This window comes from Neobacillus sp. 19, assembly GCF_049463095.1.
GTDB lineage: Bacteria > Bacillota > Bacilli > Bacillales > Cytobacillaceae > Neobacillus.
Window position 1 is genome coordinate 22,705 of sequence record NZ_JBMPZU010000058.1, and the last position, 15,026, is coordinate 37,730.

16 protein-coding genes are annotated in these 15,026 nt (G+C 37.6%); 1 reads left to right on the forward strand and 15 read right to left on the reverse strand.

What is annotated here, in order from left to right; all coding sequences use genetic code 11:
- Positions 1 to 7: 7 nt before the first annotated feature.
- The 15 genes from ACO1D1_RS17815 to ACO1D1_RS17885 form a co-directional block, all read right to left on the reverse strand.
- A complete protein-coding gene (locus ACO1D1_RS17815; RefSeq protein WP_423336607.1) occupies positions 8 to 739 on the reverse strand; it encodes a DUF92 domain-containing protein in 732 nt (243 codons plus the stop codon).
- Complete coding sequence (locus tag ACO1D1_RS17820; RefSeq protein WP_423336608.1) at positions 736 to 1,302, reverse strand: 5-formyltetrahydrofolate cyclo-ligase; 567 nt, start codon at positions 1,300 to 1,302, stop codon at positions 736 to 738. Before ACO1D1_RS17820 ends, ACO1D1_RS17815 begins: the two co-directional genes overlap by 4 nt.
- Positions 1,303 to 1,361: 59 nt before the next feature.
- Positions 1,362 to 1,511, reverse strand: a complete 150-nt coding sequence (gene rpmG / locus ACO1D1_RS17825; RefSeq protein WP_149870986.1) for a 50S ribosomal protein L33 — start codon at positions 1,509 to 1,511, stop codon at positions 1,362 to 1,364.
- Between the two features lie 62 nt (positions 1,512 to 1,573).
- Entirely contained in the window at positions 1,574 to 2,200 is a 627-nt protein-coding gene (locus ACO1D1_RS17830; RefSeq protein ID WP_423336609.1) for a hypothetical protein, read from the reverse strand.
- 3 nt (positions 2,201 to 2,203) lie between these two features.
- A complete protein-coding gene (locus ACO1D1_RS17835; protein ID WP_423336610.1) occupies positions 2,204 to 3,481 on the reverse strand; it encodes a glycosyltransferase family 4 protein in 1,278 nt (425 codons plus the stop codon).
- Positions 3,474 to 4,028: a DUF4912 domain-containing protein gene (locus tag ACO1D1_RS17840; protein WP_423336611.1), complete on the reverse strand. Its 555-nt coding sequence runs from the start codon at positions 4,026 to 4,028 to the stop codon at positions 3,474 to 3,476. Before ACO1D1_RS17840 ends, ACO1D1_RS17835 begins: the two co-directional genes overlap by 8 nt.
- A 298-nt stretch (positions 4,029 to 4,326) precedes the next feature.
- A complete protein-coding gene (gene phoU, locus ACO1D1_RS17845; RefSeq protein ID WP_423336612.1) occupies positions 4,327 to 4,986 on the reverse strand; it encodes a phosphate signaling complex protein PhoU in 660 nt (219 codons plus the stop codon).
- Between the two features lie 13 nt (positions 4,987 to 4,999).
- Positions 5,000 to 5,773, reverse strand: a complete 774-nt coding sequence (gene pstB / locus ACO1D1_RS17850) for a phosphate ABC transporter ATP-binding protein PstB (protein WP_149870991.1) — start codon at positions 5,771 to 5,773, stop codon at positions 5,000 to 5,002.
- A gap of 12 nt (positions 5,774 to 5,785) precedes the next feature.
- Positions 5,786 to 6,565, reverse strand: a complete 780-nt coding sequence (gene pstB / locus ACO1D1_RS17855) for a phosphate ABC transporter ATP-binding protein PstB (RefSeq protein WP_411675500.1) — start codon at positions 6,563 to 6,565, stop codon at positions 5,786 to 5,788.
- 59 nt (positions 6,566 to 6,624) lie between these two features.
- Positions 6,625 to 7,512 carry a phosphate ABC transporter permease PstA gene (gene pstA, locus ACO1D1_RS17860; RefSeq protein ID WP_423336613.1) on the reverse strand — a complete coding sequence of 296 codons (888 nt, stop codon included), beginning with the start codon at positions 7,510 to 7,512 and terminating at the stop codon, positions 6,625 to 6,627.
- Positions 7,513 to 8,379, reverse strand: coding sequence for a phosphate ABC transporter permease subunit PstC (pstC, locus tag ACO1D1_RS17865; RefSeq protein WP_223821011.1), 867 nt, complete (start codon positions 8,377 to 8,379; stop codon positions 7,513 to 7,515). It lies immediately after the preceding gene.
- Between the two features lie 135 nt (positions 8,380 to 8,514).
- Positions 8,515 to 9,438: a phosphate ABC transporter substrate-binding protein gene (locus tag ACO1D1_RS17870; protein ID WP_423336614.1), complete on the reverse strand. Its 924-nt coding sequence runs from the start codon at positions 9,436 to 9,438 to the stop codon at positions 8,515 to 8,517.
- 263 nt (positions 9,439 to 9,701) lie between these two features.
- A complete protein-coding gene (locus tag ACO1D1_RS17875) occupies positions 9,702 to 11,798 on the reverse strand; it encodes a peptidoglycan D,D-transpeptidase FtsI family protein (RefSeq protein ID WP_423336812.1) in 2,097 nt (698 codons plus the stop codon).
- A gap of 193 nt (positions 11,799 to 11,991) precedes the next feature.
- A complete protein-coding gene (locus ACO1D1_RS17880) occupies positions 11,992 to 13,218 on the reverse strand; it encodes an MFS transporter (RefSeq protein WP_423336615.1) in 1,227 nt (408 codons plus the stop codon).
- Between the two features lie 108 nt (positions 13,219 to 13,326).
- Positions 13,327 to 13,935, reverse strand: a complete 609-nt coding sequence (locus ACO1D1_RS17885) for a superoxide dismutase (RefSeq protein WP_149870995.1) — start codon at positions 13,933 to 13,935, stop codon at positions 13,327 to 13,329.
- 354 nt (positions 13,936 to 14,289) lie between these two features.
- Between ACO1D1_RS17885 and ACO1D1_RS17890 the strand changes: the two genes are divergently transcribed.
- Positions 14,290 to 14,985, forward strand: coding sequence for a Crp/Fnr family transcriptional regulator (locus ACO1D1_RS17890; protein ID WP_423336616.1), 696 nt, complete (start codon positions 14,290 to 14,292; stop codon positions 14,983 to 14,985).
- Positions 14,986 to 15,026: the final 41 nt, after the last annotated feature.

Here is a 15,026-nt window from a genome sequence, read left to right on the forward strand (position 1 = left end):
ATTTTTATTATGAAACAATCATTAGCAAAATCGCTAACATAGCTGCAAGGAATCCTGAAAGAAAATTCACCATATCATTATCCACTAATGTAAATCCTTTTATTCTAGTTGTTGGCAGCAGACAATGCTTCTTTTTTTCCGTCTCCAATCCGCAACGCTGACAAACATATACCTGTTGGTAAAAGGCACCTATGAGAGTATCAATGACATTACCAATAAAACCAAAGAAAAAAACTAGGAAAGTTAAAATAATGTTTAAATCAAATAGCAAAAAACTTAGCACCGAAATAAGTAATGACCCTGAAAGTGCAGCAGCACTCCCTAATAAGCTGATGGCTCCTGATGTTCCATTATCAACACGCTTCATTGTTCGTATGTAAATCGGTTTTTTTCTACTTAAACTGCCGATTTCTGATGCCCAAGTATCCGAATTCGCACTCGCAAGACAAACAATAAACCCAATAAGCCAAATTTGATCAGGCTGTAAAAAATACATTATGCTAAAAAATCCGGCTCCTCCGCCGTTGGCCATCACTTGACGCCAATTTCTTGCTGATCCGTTTGCCAGCTTTTCTTCCATAGGTTTTTTTACTGAACTTTTATATTTTGACCAAAAGCTTGATGTAACAAAGAAAGTACAGATTACTACGATTCCATTAATACCAAAACCTATATAGACAGCCAGCCCTACTAATATCGCAGTAAAAGCCCCGGAAGCAGTCAGTAAACTAGTCATCATACAATTTTGATTGTCTCATTGGCAGTGATTATTTTCGAGACAGGAATATCATGTGTTGCTACCGGGAAGTATGGGATAATTTGTTCACGAAAAGCAAGTGATAGGGTTTTACCGGAGTAATTTGTTAAATATCGATCATAGTAACCGCCTCCGAAACCTAGGCGATACCCTTCCACTGTATATGCCAAGCCAGGAACAATTAATAATTCAATCTGTTCAGAGGTTACTTCTGTCGTCAACGCCTCAATCGGCTCGAGTAATCCATAAAAAACAGATTCAAGCTGCGAAAATTCAGAAAATATTCTAAAAGACAATCTTTTTTCTTTCGGATGACATTTCGGCACTGCCACTTGTTTTCCCAGTTCCCAAGATTTACGGATAATTTGGTATGTATCTACTTCAGGCCGTTTCGAAACAGTAATCCCGATTACCTTTGCTTTTTGAAAGTCTTCGTCTTCAAAAAGCCTGCCTGCAATTTTATAGGAATAATCTTCATAGAGGGGTTTGGATAGCTGTGCGAGGGATTCCTTTACCTGATTACGGACAGAATTTTTATCAATCATATGTATTCTTCTTCCTCCTATCAATAAACAACAAAAAAAGCAGCAGGAAGCCCTACTGCTTATTTTGTTTCACGGTGTGCTGTTGATTTTTTGTCTCTTGGGCAATATTTCTTAAGCTCAAGACGGTCTGGGTTGTTACGTTTATTTTTTGTTGAAATATAGTTACGATCTCCACACTCAGTGCAAGCTAACGTAATATTTACACGCATGTCAATTTCCCTCCAAACGAATAAGCTAGTTCGTGCATACGACTTTTCTATAATATCACTTTTCAAAGGGAAATGCTAGTGTTTTTCTTAAGAGCTTTTTCCATTAATATTAATTCACTTTTGCTTGAACCAGTTATCGTCCAAGTGGTCATTTTATTGGTTTCGTGTGGTGCAACGGACATCTTCATGGCAAAGATACTGGCCGCAGGTCCTTTGGCCATTGGCTGATATTTTAAGATCCCCTTCTGAATCGAACCCCAGATTTGATCGGTATAAGCGGTCCACAGCGGCATGGACGTGTATTCTTTCATGCCTGATTGATTGTAATTTGCGTTAATTAGAAAAGCCTTTTTATTTGCATGATGAAAGATGTGATTATCTGCTGGCGAAACAAATGTTAAATGGTCTTGTCCAACATTTAGAAAATGGTGCATCGCTAAAATTTTTATCTCTTTCATCTGATCGCTGTGATTACTGACATATACACTTGAAAAACGAATTTTGGAGTGGATTTGTTCCTGCTTTACTTTCATAATTAATTCTTCATCGTAAATAACCTTTTCCATGGTATTTTGCAGCCAATGGCAGTTGCCATTTACCCATATACCGGGAACAAATTGGAGTATATCAAGCGGCGAGTGGTTTTCAGTAGACGGTTGGTTTTTTTGTCGTTCCGTTAGATTCATCATCCATTACACCTTTTTTACATATGATTTGTTAGTCGGTGTTACATTTTGCACATTTTCATTCACGCGTGTGTTTAATAGAGTATCTTCCATCACTCTGATGGTTTCAAATGCGATTCGTTTCCAGCTGTACATGCTTTTAACAATTTGTCTTCCCTTTTCACCGATTTCTTCCGCTTTTTCAGGATTATTCATGAGGAAATGGACTTGTTCCAGTAAGCTTTTGGCATCCCCTGGAACCATCAGCATCCCTGTTTGTAAATGCTTCACAATCCCCTTCATACCGCCTGTATTGGAAACAATAGTTGGTTTCCCAAGCATCATTGTTTCCAGTGCAACAATGCCAAATGGTTCATATAAACTTGGAATGACCGTTATTTCACTGCCATTAATGAGAGCATTTCTTTGTTCGTCAGTAATATATCCAATAAAAGCTACATATTTGTCTAATTTTTTCTCCCTAATTTGCTGTTTATAGGTTTCAAGCATGGGTCCCTTACCCGCAACAACGAAAAAACAGTTCATTTCCATCTCTTTGGCTAATGCTGCCGCCTCAAGAATTGTTTCAAAACCTTTTTCCCTAACAATTCTTCCAATCGAAAAAATATATTTTTTCTGCGTTATTTCAGGAAAGCACGGCTTGAAATTTTGTTCCACATTCAAATTATCAATCCCATTTGCAATGATGGCAATCTCATCATCTTTAGCATGAAAAATGGACATAAGCTCATTTTTCATATAATCACTGCAAACAATAATTTGATCAGAGTCAGATATTAATTGTTGTTCTTTATCATGAATAAACTGCTGTATTTCGGTATGGATACCATTATTCCTTCCATGCTCGGTGGCATGAATAGTCGTTAATAAAGGGACTCTCAGTGACTCTTTTAGTGCAATAGATGCTGCACCAACTAGCCAATCGTGTGCATGCAGCAGATTAAATTGGATATCTTCTGACAGCTGTTCAGCCTGGATTGCCATTGCTAAATTTAGACCGGCAATCCAGGAAAGGAACTGATCATCCTGTTCATTTATTGGGCGCACTCGATAGACATTTACACCACTCATTCTCTCAAAAGATGGAAGCTTACTATTTCCTGCAGTTAAACAATAGACATTGTGCCCCTGGTCAGCCAAATGAGTGGATAATCCGAATACGTGTCTAGAGAGACCGCCGACGATATTAGGAGGAAATTCCCAGCAAAGCATCAATATATTTAATGGTCGCTTTTGTTGTGATTTACATTCTAAATCTTTTTGCTCAAAAGTTTTATTAGTCATTATTCTCCTCCAATTTGTTCGATTCCAGGTAATAGCTGTATGTACTTACCTGTTCCATCCATTTTGGAGTCTCTTCTTCTTCATACTTCTTAAAATGCAGAAAATCCTGCTGCGGTACATTTCCGTTTGGCATTTCAGGTGTCGGAGTATGAATACAACCAGAGCGGTAAAGCGGAAAATAATCCTTCCCGGATATATATATCCCAATTTCAGCAATATAGCTGCGATTTTCCACCAAACCTTTTATAAACCAATGTCCGCTGTTATAGGAGACGGGTAACTCGTGGTAATAATGCGCATTCTTTCCATTGAAGAGTATGTTTGTAACATCATAAATCCTAACAACCTGGACAAAACCCTCGAACTTTTGATCAAAAAATAAATTAATAATCCTTTTCGGTAATTCAGAAACATCCCAAAAGAGAATTATTTTCCGTGGGGCAACAAGCTTTGCTTGTAGTTCTCCCTTTAGTGGCAAAAATTTTGCTGAGGCGTTTGTTTGATGCAACAATCCATCCCCTCTAAGTTTGATCATTTCCTCAATCATGTCTTTCCTCCATTCTGCAAACACTCAATATATGCACGAAGAATCCAAATTATTCATATTTATTGATAATTTAATCGTATCATTAGAGAGGGAAGCAGACAATAAACACAATTTGTCGTTTTCTGCCAGTCCATACAAGAAGCGAGATGGAGAGTGGGAAATTTTTAATATTTTAAAGTTAAATGCGTCTTTCTACACGAATCAACATCAATCAATTGTGATCACATCCTGTTTTTCGACACTATTTAAAATAAAAAAAAGATGAAACTAATGGTGTTAGCTTCATCTTTTTAACTATTTAAGCATTCAAATTGATTCGTTTTCCGGTTGCAAGATAAATCACGTTCTCAGCAATATTTGTTGAATGATCTGCGATCCTTTCAATAAACCTGCATACAAATGCTAACTGAATAATCTGATTCGTTGAGTTTGGATTTTGCGGGATATAGCTTAATAGCTCATGTACCAACTCTCCAAACATTTTATCCACTTCATCATCTTTTTTCGCACATTTTTTAGCCAGTTCAATATCTTCGGAATAATAGGCAGTAATGGATTCAGAAACCATTTCTAAGGCAATCTCCATCATTTTGGGTATATCGATGATTTCTTTAAAATGTTGTTCATTCCCGATATGCTGAGCAGATTTAGCAATATTTACCGCTATGTCGGCCAGCCTCTCCACTTCAGATGAAACCTTTAATGCTACACTAATTTTCCGAAGGTCAGTTGCAACCGGCGATTCCATAGCAATTAATAATAATGCCTTATCGTTAATTTCATCTTCCAAATCATCGATTTCATTATCGCCGTCAATAACCTTCTTCGCCTTATCCATGTCCTGATTTAAAAGTGAAAGCATTGCCTCTTTAATTGCTATTTCCGATTTATGGGCCATTGTTAAAAGCATTTCTTTTAACTCTTTTAAATTATGATCAAAATTTGCTCTTGCACTCATTTATGCCACCTCTTCATCCGAATCTTCCAGTAATATAACCCTCTGTACGTGAATCATGGGGATTTGAAAAAATAGTTGATGTTGAATCAAGTTCGATTAGTTCACCCATTAAAAAGAAAGCCGTCTTATCCGAAACCCGTGAGGCCTGCTGCATGTTATGAGTGACAATGACAATAGTATATTTTTCTTTTAACTCTAAAATTAATTCTTCAATTTTCAAAGTAGAAATCGGATCCAAGGCAGATGTGGGCTCATCCATTAACAATACATCTGGTTTTGTCGCAAGGGCTCTTGCAATACATAACCGTTGCTGCTGTCCGCCCGATAATCCTAGTGCTGGTGCATTCAATCGATCCTTAACTTCTTCCCATAAAGCAACATCCATTAGCGATTTGATGACAAGTTCATCAAGATGCTTTTTCTTTTTGATTCCATGGACTCTTGGACCGTATGCAACATTATCATAAATTGATTGGGGGAATGGGTTTCCCTTCTGAAAAACCATACCAACATGCTTTCTTAGATCGACAAGATCAACTTTATCGTCTAAAATATTTTTCCCGTTTAAGTTAATTTCACCAGTCATCTTAACATTAGGAACCATGTTAATCATCAAATTCAGTGTTTTAATAAATGTAGACTTTCCACACCCGGATGGACCGATAATAGCCGTTACTTCTTTTTTATTAATTGGAAAATTAATATCCTTTAATGCATGATGATCTCCATACCATAAATTTAACTTATTGACATCAAATACTTGTCTTGTCAATGTTGCAGTAACCATACCGTTTCCCCCTTATCCAAACCTTCCGGAGATATATTCTTCCGTCTTCTTAACAGAAGGATTGGTGAAGATTTTTCCAGTCGCATCATATTCAATTAAATCACCGTTTAAAAAGAAGGCCGTTTTATCCGATATACGGGAAGCCTGCTGCATATTATGGGTGACAATTATGATGGAATAATCCTTTTTCAATTCAACAATCAGCTCTTCCACCTTCGCATTGGAAATTGGGTCCAATGCCGATGATGGTTCATCAAGGAGCATTACCGTCGGCTTCATCGCAATCGTCCTGGCAATGCAAAGACGCTGCTGCTGTCCACCTGAAAGTGAAAGCGCGGACTTATGGAGCCTGTCCTTTACCTCATCCCACAATGCTGCTTTTTTTAAGCTTTCTTCGACAATTTGATTGAGTGTGCTTTTATTTTTAATACCCGCAAATTTAAGTGCGTGGGTAATATTTTCGTAAATTGATTTTGGAAAAGGATTAGGCTTTTGAAATACCATGCCAATTTCTTTACGCAATGCCACTACATTTATTTGTTCAGACAAAATATTTAGGTCTTCATAAATAATTTCTCCTTGTGCCCTTGCACCAGGAATCAGGTCATTCATTCGATTAATACTTCTTAAAAATGTAGACTTTCCACAGCCAGACGGTCCAATAAGGGCCGTAACGGAATTTTTTCCAATATCCATTGAAATCCCATTCACAGCTCGTTTCTCGCCATAAAATATCTCTAAATTCTTTACATTTAAAATATTTTCCATTTGCAACGGGACGGTTGATTGCATCGTTTGTTCTGTCGTTTCTCTTTCCATTAAAGTCGTAACCATCCGTTCTCACCTGCCCTTTATTTAGTTGCAGTAACTTTATTCGTAATCATTCTACCTATCCATCTAGCCAAAAGGTTAAAAAGTAAAACAGAAATAACTAGGACAGCTCCTGACCCACTCGCTATTTCCTCGACATCCGGTATTAACCCTTGGGTGTTGACTGACCAAATATGAACAGCAAGAGTTTCTGCAGGACGAAAAATATTTAATGGTGATTGGTCAGAAAATGGATTCCAATTGGCATAATCAAGCCGCGGTGTGGAAAGGCCAGCAGTAAATAAAAGTGCTGCCGCTTCACCGAATACCCTTCCCGCAGCGAGGATGACACCTGTTAAAATTGACGGGAATGCACTTGGCAAGATTACGGTTTTTATCGTATGCCATTTCGTAATTCCTAATGCAAGACTTGCTTCTTTTAAATCCCTAGGCACTGAACGGATGGCGTCTTCACCAACCCGTACGATGGATGGCAGATTAATAATGGTTAATGCTAAGGCACCGCCTAAAATTGTATATCCCCAGCCTGTTGTATTAACAAATACCAATAATCCAAACATGCCGATAACAATCGACGGAAGGGAGGCTAGTACTTCGATACAGGAACGAATGATATCCGTAACTTTTCCAGGTTTAGCATATTCGGCCATATAAATGGCACCACCCAAGCCTAGTAGAATCGAAATCAACATCGTAATAAAAAGGACATAGAAAGAATTAAATAATTGGTCACGTATTCCTCCGCCTGCTCTTACATTACTCGAAGGGCTCGTTAAAAATTCCCAAGAAATATGTTTAAATCCATTTATAATAATAAACGAGAATAATCCAACCAAAATCGTAATGATAATAATAGCTATGGCAATAAAGACTCCAGTCGCAATTCGATCAGCAGTTTTGCTTTTCATTTACAGCTTCCTCCTTGATGAGAGATATCGAATCAGGAGAATAAAGGCAAACGACATCACTAATAAAATTAAGCCCATAGACCACAGGGTGTTATTTTCAACACTTCCATAAGTGGTATGACCCATGTTTAAAGTAATAATGGTCGTTAACGTTGCCGAGGCATCTAATAGACTCGATGGTAAATTTCTCACGTTTCCGATTACCATTTGTACTGCTAAAGCTTCACCAAATGCACGTGCCATACCTAGAACGACAGCAGTAAGCAAGGATGGGAGTGCTGCAGGGATGAGCACCTTTCGAATCGTTTGCCAGCGTGTTGCACCAAGCGCATAAGAGCCCTCTCTTAAATTTTTTGGTAAAGAGCTCATTGCATCTGTAGCTATAGTGGTAATTGTTGGTAAAATCATAACAGCAAGGACAATAGTACCCGAAAGCAAACTAAAACCTAGCCCTCCGATATGATCCCTGACAAAAGGAACTAATACTGTAAGCCCGATGAATCCATAAACAACAGATGGAATTCCAACTAATAGCTCGACGACTGGCTGTAATATTTTCCTTCCCCAAGAAGGTGCTATCTCTGTCATGAATATCGCGCCACCAATTCCTAATGGTGCTGCGACTAATGCAGCAAGAAATGTAACGGCAAAAGAACCGAAAATAAATGGCAGCGCACCATATTCTGGATTGGCTTTATTGGTAGGATTCCAGGCTGTACTGGTTAAGAACTCAATAAGACTTACACCATTTTTAATAAATGATTGTAAACCCTTTGTGCCCAGAAAAATGGTAATGGATATAGTTGCTGAAATCATAATAACGGCACATAGAATTACCAGAATCTTTCCACGTAATTCCCCATCCATTCTAGTTTTTGAGGTTTTTAACAATCTTTCTTTTGCAGGAAGTATCTTTTCCAAAATGCACCAAACTCCTCTGTAATACGTCGTAACGGGGTAAATGCCATTATGCATTTACCCCGATTATTCATTTACTTATTTTTAAAGATTCTTTTGATTTCCTTCAGCATCGCGTTCAACTTTCATTTTTGTTACAGGAAGATATCCTTGTTCTTTAAGAAGTGTAGTTTGGATTTCATCTGACATTAAATAATCAAGGAAGGCTTTTGCTAAATCAGTTGCTTCACCTTTTGTGTATGAATGTTGGTAAGCCCAGACAGGGAATTTACCAGACTGTACATTTTCTTCTGTTGGTTCTACACCATCAATCGCAAGTGGTGTTACAGAATCATCAGTGAAGTATGAGAATGCAAGGTAACCAATCGCACCTTCTGTTTCATTAATAATCTTTTTTACAGTGTTAGATGAATCTTCTGTAATACCTTCTGCTGGTGTTGCACCATCAAGAGCAAACTTATTGAAAATTGCACGTGTACCAGATGAATCAGGACGGTTTACAAGAACGATCTTTTGATCAGCTCCGCCAAGTTCTTTCCAGTTAGTGATTTTACCAGTGAATACTTTGATTAAATCATCTTTTTTAATGTCTTTAATGCCTACTTTAGGATTAACAGCTGCCGTCATACCTACAACCGCAACTTTATGATCCACTAACTGATCAGCAGGAATTCCTTCTTTTTCTTCAGCAAATACATCGGAGTTCCCAATTTGTACAGATCCTTCAGCAACTTGTGATAAGCCTGTACCAGATCCGCCTGCTTGTACTTGTATATCAACTTTTGGATTTTCAGCCATAAACTCTTCTGCCGCAGCAGCAACCAATGGCTGCATAGCAGATGAACCGGAAATGGATAGTGAGCCGGAAAGTTCCTTAGTTTCTTCAGTTTTTGTCGAATCATCTGTTCCTTGAGTCTTATCTTTAGATGCTCCGCCACCACATGCAGCCATAACAACCATTAACGCTGCAAAAATTGTAAGTAGGCTAAATTTTTTCAAACTTTTCATTTCCTTTATTCCCCCTAAGGTTTTTGTTGGTGATGATGTTTGTCTGCCTTACATGTTTTAGAATAAGGGATGACTGTAAACTGCGTTTTAATGAATTGTAAAGGTTTTGTAAATTTATGTGCTTCTTTTGTAAATCGACAAATTCCTGCATGTACCTAGTTGTTCTAACAAAAGATTACACATTCTTTAAATTATATTGCTCAAGTAGTTTGAGCAGTATGTAAAAAAAATACCCGCCTCACACGAGACAGGTATTTAACAAGTTATTGCCCAGATTGCTGGCTGTTTTGAGTTGTGTCAGTAGTATTTGTTTGTTGCTCTGTGGTGGTGTTCTCTTCATTAATCGGACGGGTTTTTTTCAATTCAAAATAGGCGTCCATTACTCGCTTGCCAATCGTCATATTAATACTTGGACCAGTATTCCCTTGGTATGCCCAAGGTACAACCACGGCCATTGCCACTTCCGGATTATCAAATGGAGCAAAGCTGACAAGACTTAAGTTCATGACATCTACATTTTTTTGCGATTTTACAGGACCATCATAAAACGCTTGGGCTGTTCCCGTTTTACCAGCTGGGCTATAGGTAACACCTTTAAATGTACCAACACCAGTACCGTCACCCACTTGCATGACCATACGAAATCCTTCTTGAACTCGTTTGATCCATTCATCTTTCATATCTAAATGATTCAGCACTTTCGGTTGGATTTCTTCGACTATAGGACCCAATTCATTACTATCCATAACCGGTTCGCGAATTTCCTTAACAATATGCGGCTGTACCCGGTTACCTCCATTTGCAATCGTGGACACATATTGAGCAAGCTGTATAGGTGTATACGTATCATACTGACCAATTGAAAGGTCAAGAAGTAAACCAGGTCTGTTATCTGATCCTGGAAAACCGCTCATTTCATTTGGAAGATCAATCCCTGTTCGAGTCCCAAGACCAAATTGACTAAAAGATTGCCTCATCGTATTAAATGTCTTTTCAGTATCTAATACAAGCGGCCCGTTCGGAACATACTTTCCATGACCCATTGCAATGACCGTTTTCCACATGTAGACGTTGGATGAAACCTGTAATGCTCTTAGATCATTGATGGAGCCAAATGTTTTCCAGGATTTCTTTGGTTTTGTTCCCTTAATAACTAACGGCTGATCAAGCAGGTAATCCCCTGGGCTTATTGCGCCGGTTTTATAACCAGTTAATATCGTCGCTCCTTTAACGGCAGAACCAACGTTATAAGAGGTGGTAATATTACCTCCGGCAAAATCATTCATAACCGTTTTGCCATCTTTATCCTTCCCAATTTGTCTTCCTGCGAGCGACAATACTTCCCCTGTGTGAGGATTCATTAAAACTACAAAGGCACGATCCAGAAGAGCAGTACCAGACTTTTGTTTGGCACTCCACATTTCTTCTTCAATAATCTTTTCTACTTGCTGCTGCAAATCCATATCGATGGTTAAGACAAGGTCTTTTCCGCGCTTCCCTTCCGAGATTACCTCAGTAGATAGAATTTTCCCAGACTTATCTGTTACATTTTTCACTTTTGCTTTTTGACCGTGAAGAACGGCTTCGTATTTAAGCTCGAGATAACTCTTCCCTACGCGGTCATTTCGGCTGTAGTCACGAGCAAGATATTTTTCCAGTTGTTCTTTAGGAATACCTGCTTCTGAAGTTGTCACATCCCCCAAGATGGATTTTAACGTATTACCAAATGTATACATACGTTCCCAGTCTGTTGTCGTATCGACCCCAGGCAGATTCTCTAAGTTTTCGCTGACCACTGCAAATTCTTCCGGCGTTACCTCTTTATTTTTGACAATTTGAGGCGTTAAGGCATATCCGCTGTTAAATTCCCGGTAAATCGCCAGTGTTTCAAGGTCTTCCCCTTGAATACTTTCTACCTCAGCATCAGTAATACGGTCAACCTGCAATTTATAAATTTGCTTATCATCTAATTTTTCCTGATCATATAAATCCCATTCTTTTTTCGTGATTTTTGCTTTTGCTTCCTCTGGGTGTTTAATGATCCAAAAATCCTTTTTGTCACGGACTGGAACCTTTGATGTATCCTTGTTAATTAATTTAGCTAATTTTTCAGCTGTTTCAAGCATTTCCTTTTGATTGGTAGTTTGGTATTTTGTGTAAGTTATAGCATTTAAAGGGGTGTTGTCGACAATCACTTTTCCATTTCGGTCAAACATTTTCCCTCTAGGCACTGGGTTATTAACAGTAATATCCTCAGTCCGTTCAATTTCCCGTTTAAAATCATCTCCAAAAACTATCTGTAATTCGCCCAGGCGAAGAACTAGTATGGAAAAAAGCATAAATACCACAAAGAATACCATGTTCAAACGAAACGGGACATGTGTTTTCTTCTTTTTCTTTTTGTTATCCAAGATCTATATACACTTCCTTTTTTCTGCGCTTAACATAACTTTCTTTATTTTATAAGATAATGTCCCATTTATCTATGAAAAACCCTTGCCAATTACAAGAAAACTAAAACCCTTATTAAAAATGCGATGAGTCGGAAGAAACTCATCGCATTTTTACCTCAGGAACATGAACCCTCTTTATGAACAGATATATTATGGAATGACCGGCACCCAAAAACAGAAGTAAAATGGGAATGCTTGACGTCTCATTAAACCAGGTCACTGCAGCTAGGAAAGCAAGAATGGATACAATACGCCCTATATTTAAAAAGATTTCTCTGACAACTATATACTCAATTCTCATTTCCGCTGCTTTCCAGCCGCTTCCAATTACATCATATGTAGTTGACATATATGGCACAAGCAGCAGCGGATAGGCAACCGCAATCATTGCAGCGTAAATTAATAATTTAACAAAATTTATATCCCAAACGATTAACAGGACAGCAGCATAAAGAATAATCCCGCCAATAAGAATGGCTTTTTTTCGATAATTTTTTTTAATCATCCTGGAAGCTAAATAATAGGCAATAAAGGATATTCCTGAATTAATTAGACCAAATGTACCTAAAGCCATTTCACTTCCCGTGGAGATATAGACAAACACTGAAATGATAAATAAAAACGTCCCTTCTCTTAGACCCTGAAAAAAGTGGGCATTCGTAACGAGACGCCAATTTTCATTTACTTTTCTTTCCTCTAAAATCCGCTTAAAACAGTACCTGCCTGCCGCAGGTCTCGGCTTTAATGAAAAACTCATGAAAACAGCAAGTGCAAATAAAGCTAATGATATGCCAAAAATAATCGTATAACCGGTAAACTTTTCAAATCGCGTTATGATAATTCCAGCGGCAATTGGGCCAATCATTCCCCCTGCAGACGTAAGCGTACCTAAAAATCCATTAAAAAAATCTCTGGTTTCAGGTTCTGTTATTTCAAACGTCAACACATTATAAGCAAGCCAATAAAAACCATAGCCGACTCCCAAGAGGCCGCCTAATAATAGTAAATAGGTGGCTGCATTTGTACCTGTTATTAATACGGCAAGGTAAAATAACGCTAAAAAGATTACACCTATTCTAAGGACAATCACTCTGTCGATTTTCTTAGCCCATCGCCCTGCCAATATAAATGTTAATGGCTGTAAGACGACAATTGATAAGTTATACAAAGCTAAATCAGAATACTTACCTGTTTGTTTCCATAGGTATATATTCACAAATGTGTTGGATAAGGCAACGCTCAGTGAGTATAACCCGCCAATAATCAGCAATAGTGATAAATCCTTGGTTAATTCAACATCACCTAAAATTTTAAATCTTTTAGCCATAAAAAAACTCCCCTTTGTCTTAAGGGTAGTCTTTATCAAGGCAATGGTTCTTATTCAAATTTGGGCAAATGAAAAAAGACAGCTTTAGGGCCGTCTTCTTTCATATCATTATTTCGCTGCGTTAAAACGTTTTGAAACTTCGTCCCAGTTAACTACATTCCAGAATGCACCAATATAGTCTGGACGTTTGTTTTGATATTTTAAATAGTATGCATGCTCCCAAACATCAAGGCCAAGAATTGGAGTTTTTCCTTCCATTAATGGAGAGTCTTGGTTTGGAGTGCTTGATAATTCTAATTCGCCATTGTTTACAGATAACCATGCCCAGCCAGAGCCAAAACGAGTAGTTGCTGCTTTAGCGAACTCTTCTTTAAAGCTTTCGAAGCTGCCAAATTTGCTGTTGATTGCGTCAGCTAATTCACCAGTTGGTGCACCGCCGCCATTTGGAGAAAGAATTTGCCAGAATAATGAATGGTTAGCGTGTCCGCCGCCATTGTTACGAACCGCAGTACGTGCAGCTTCTGGAACCGCATCCAAATTAGAAATTACTTCTTCTACTGATTTAGAAAGTAATTCTTCATTACCTGCTAATGCATTGTTTAAATTTGTCACATATGTGTTGTGGTGTCTAGTGTGATGAATATTCATGGTTTCTCTGTCAATGTGTGGTTCAAGCGCATCCTCTGCATAAGGTAATGCCGGTAATTCAAATGCCATGTTAAATTCCTCCTATGTACATATTATTTTTTAGGCTTTAGTAATTCTTACTTTATAAGAATATTTCTAAAGCTTTAGTCTAAACATACCAAAATTGATGCTTTGTTTCAAATAAAATGCTTTAATTCAAACATATATACATTACCCTTTCCGCATCATTTTATTCCCGCTTTTAAAAAGGACTTTGTAATTTAGATTTTCAAAAAATTGTCATAATTCATCAAAACAGCATCCTGTCAACGATTTTTGTCATAACTGCACTTAACTCCTTCCAAATCATGTAAATACCATATTGACATGTTGTTAATAATTCATTTAAATCAAGCTGAAGGGCTGATAAAGGAGTGACTAAATATGCAACAACACAGCATCACTATATATAATTTAATGGTCCAATTTTTCCAAAAAAATGAACCCATTCAAAAGTTTAAATCGAATTCCGTGCTTTTCCAAGAAAAGGATCCCGTAGAAAATGTTTATTTGCTGTTAAAAGGAAGCATTGCCCTTGGAAGGGTTCATGTTAGGGGAAAGGATTTCATATTAAAAATCTTAAATGATCGGGAATTAATGGTTGAATATCAATTATTTAAAGCCCATCCTCATTATCAATTTTACGCAAAAACCTTAACAGACTGCGAATGTCTTGTTATTAAAAAGGAACAATTTGAGGATTTTGTCTTAACAGATCCTGATGCAATGAAGGCACTTGTTGCTTGGTTAAGCACCGGGTATTTAAAAGCTCAAATGAAATGTCAGGATTTAATTATGAATGGAAAAAAAGGGGGGCTATACTCCATCCTTATCCGACTTTGTAATTCTTATGGAGTAAAAACAGACAATGGGATTCTTATTAATCTCCCTTTAACACATCAAGAATTAGCTAATTTAACCTACGGTACGAGAGAAGTCATACAACGAGCCTTGAAAGATCTACGTGAGAAAGATATTATTTCATATGAAAATCAAATGTTTACAGTTAAAAATGTGAATTACTTGAAAGAGGAAGTTGATTGCCAAAACTGTTCGTTTGAAATCTGCGGACTTAATTAATTTTCTGAGAAACCACTTTGGGTAGCTTTTTACTATTTCAC

Excerpts from the sequence above, each read along its gene's own strand:
- pstA (WP_423336613.1), bottom strand. The coding sequence starts at position 7,512 with ATGAAAAGCAAAACTGCTGATCGAATTGCGACTGGAGTCTTTATTGCC.
- pstB (WP_411675500.1), bottom strand. The coding sequence starts at position 6,565 with ATGCAATCAACCGTCCCGTTGCAAATGGAAAATATTTTAAATGTAAAG.
- ACO1D1_RS17830 (WP_423336609.1), bottom strand. The coding sequence starts at position 2,200 with ATGATGAATCTAACGGAACGACAAAAAAACCAACCGTCTACTGAAAAC.
- pstC (WP_223821011.1), bottom strand. The coding sequence starts at position 8,379 with ATGGATGGGGAATTACGTGGAAAGATTCTGGTAATTCTATGTGCCGTT.
- ACO1D1_RS17880 (WP_423336615.1), bottom strand. The coding sequence starts at position 13,218 with ATGGCTAAAAGATTTAAAATTTTAGGTGATGTTGAATTAACCAAGGAT.
- ACO1D1_RS17815 (WP_423336607.1), bottom strand. The coding sequence starts at position 739 with ATGATGACTAGTTTACTGACTGCTTCCGGGGCTTTTACTGCGATATTA.
- ACO1D1_RS17870 (WP_423336614.1), bottom strand. The coding sequence starts at position 9,438 with ATGAAAAGTTTGAAAAAATTTAGCCTACTTACAATTTTTGCAGCGTTA.
- ACO1D1_RS17840 (WP_423336611.1), bottom strand. The coding sequence starts at position 4,028 with ATGATTGAGGAAATGATCAAACTTAGAGGGGATGGATTGTTGCATCAA.
- pstB (WP_149870991.1), bottom strand. The coding sequence starts at position 5,773 with ATGGTTACTGCAACATTGACAAGACAAGTATTTGATGTCAATAAGTTA.
- rpmG (WP_149870986.1), bottom strand. The coding sequence starts at position 1,511 with ATGCGTGTAAATATTACGTTAGCTTGCACTGAGTGTGGAGATCGTAAC.
- phoU (WP_423336612.1), bottom strand. The coding sequence starts at position 4,986 with ATGAGTGCAAGAGCAAATTTTGATCATAATTTAAAAGAGTTAAAAGAA.
- ACO1D1_RS17835 (WP_423336610.1), bottom strand. The coding sequence starts at position 3,481 with ATGACTAATAAAACTTTTGAGCAAAAAGATTTAGAATGTAAATCACAA.
- ACO1D1_RS17820 (WP_423336608.1), bottom strand. The coding sequence starts at position 1,302 with ATGATTGATAAAAATTCTGTCCGTAATCAGGTAAAGGAATCCCTCGCA.
- ACO1D1_RS17885 (WP_149870995.1), bottom strand. The coding sequence starts at position 13,935 with ATGGCATTTGAATTACCGGCATTACCTTATGCAGAGGATGCGCTTGAA.
- ACO1D1_RS17890 (WP_423336616.1), top strand. The coding sequence starts at position 14,290 with ATGCAACAACACAGCATCACTATATATAATTTAATGGTCCAATTTTTC.
- ACO1D1_RS17875 (WP_423336812.1), bottom strand. The coding sequence starts at position 11,798 with ATGGTATTCTTTGTGGTATTTATGCTTTTTTCCATACTAGTTCTTCGC.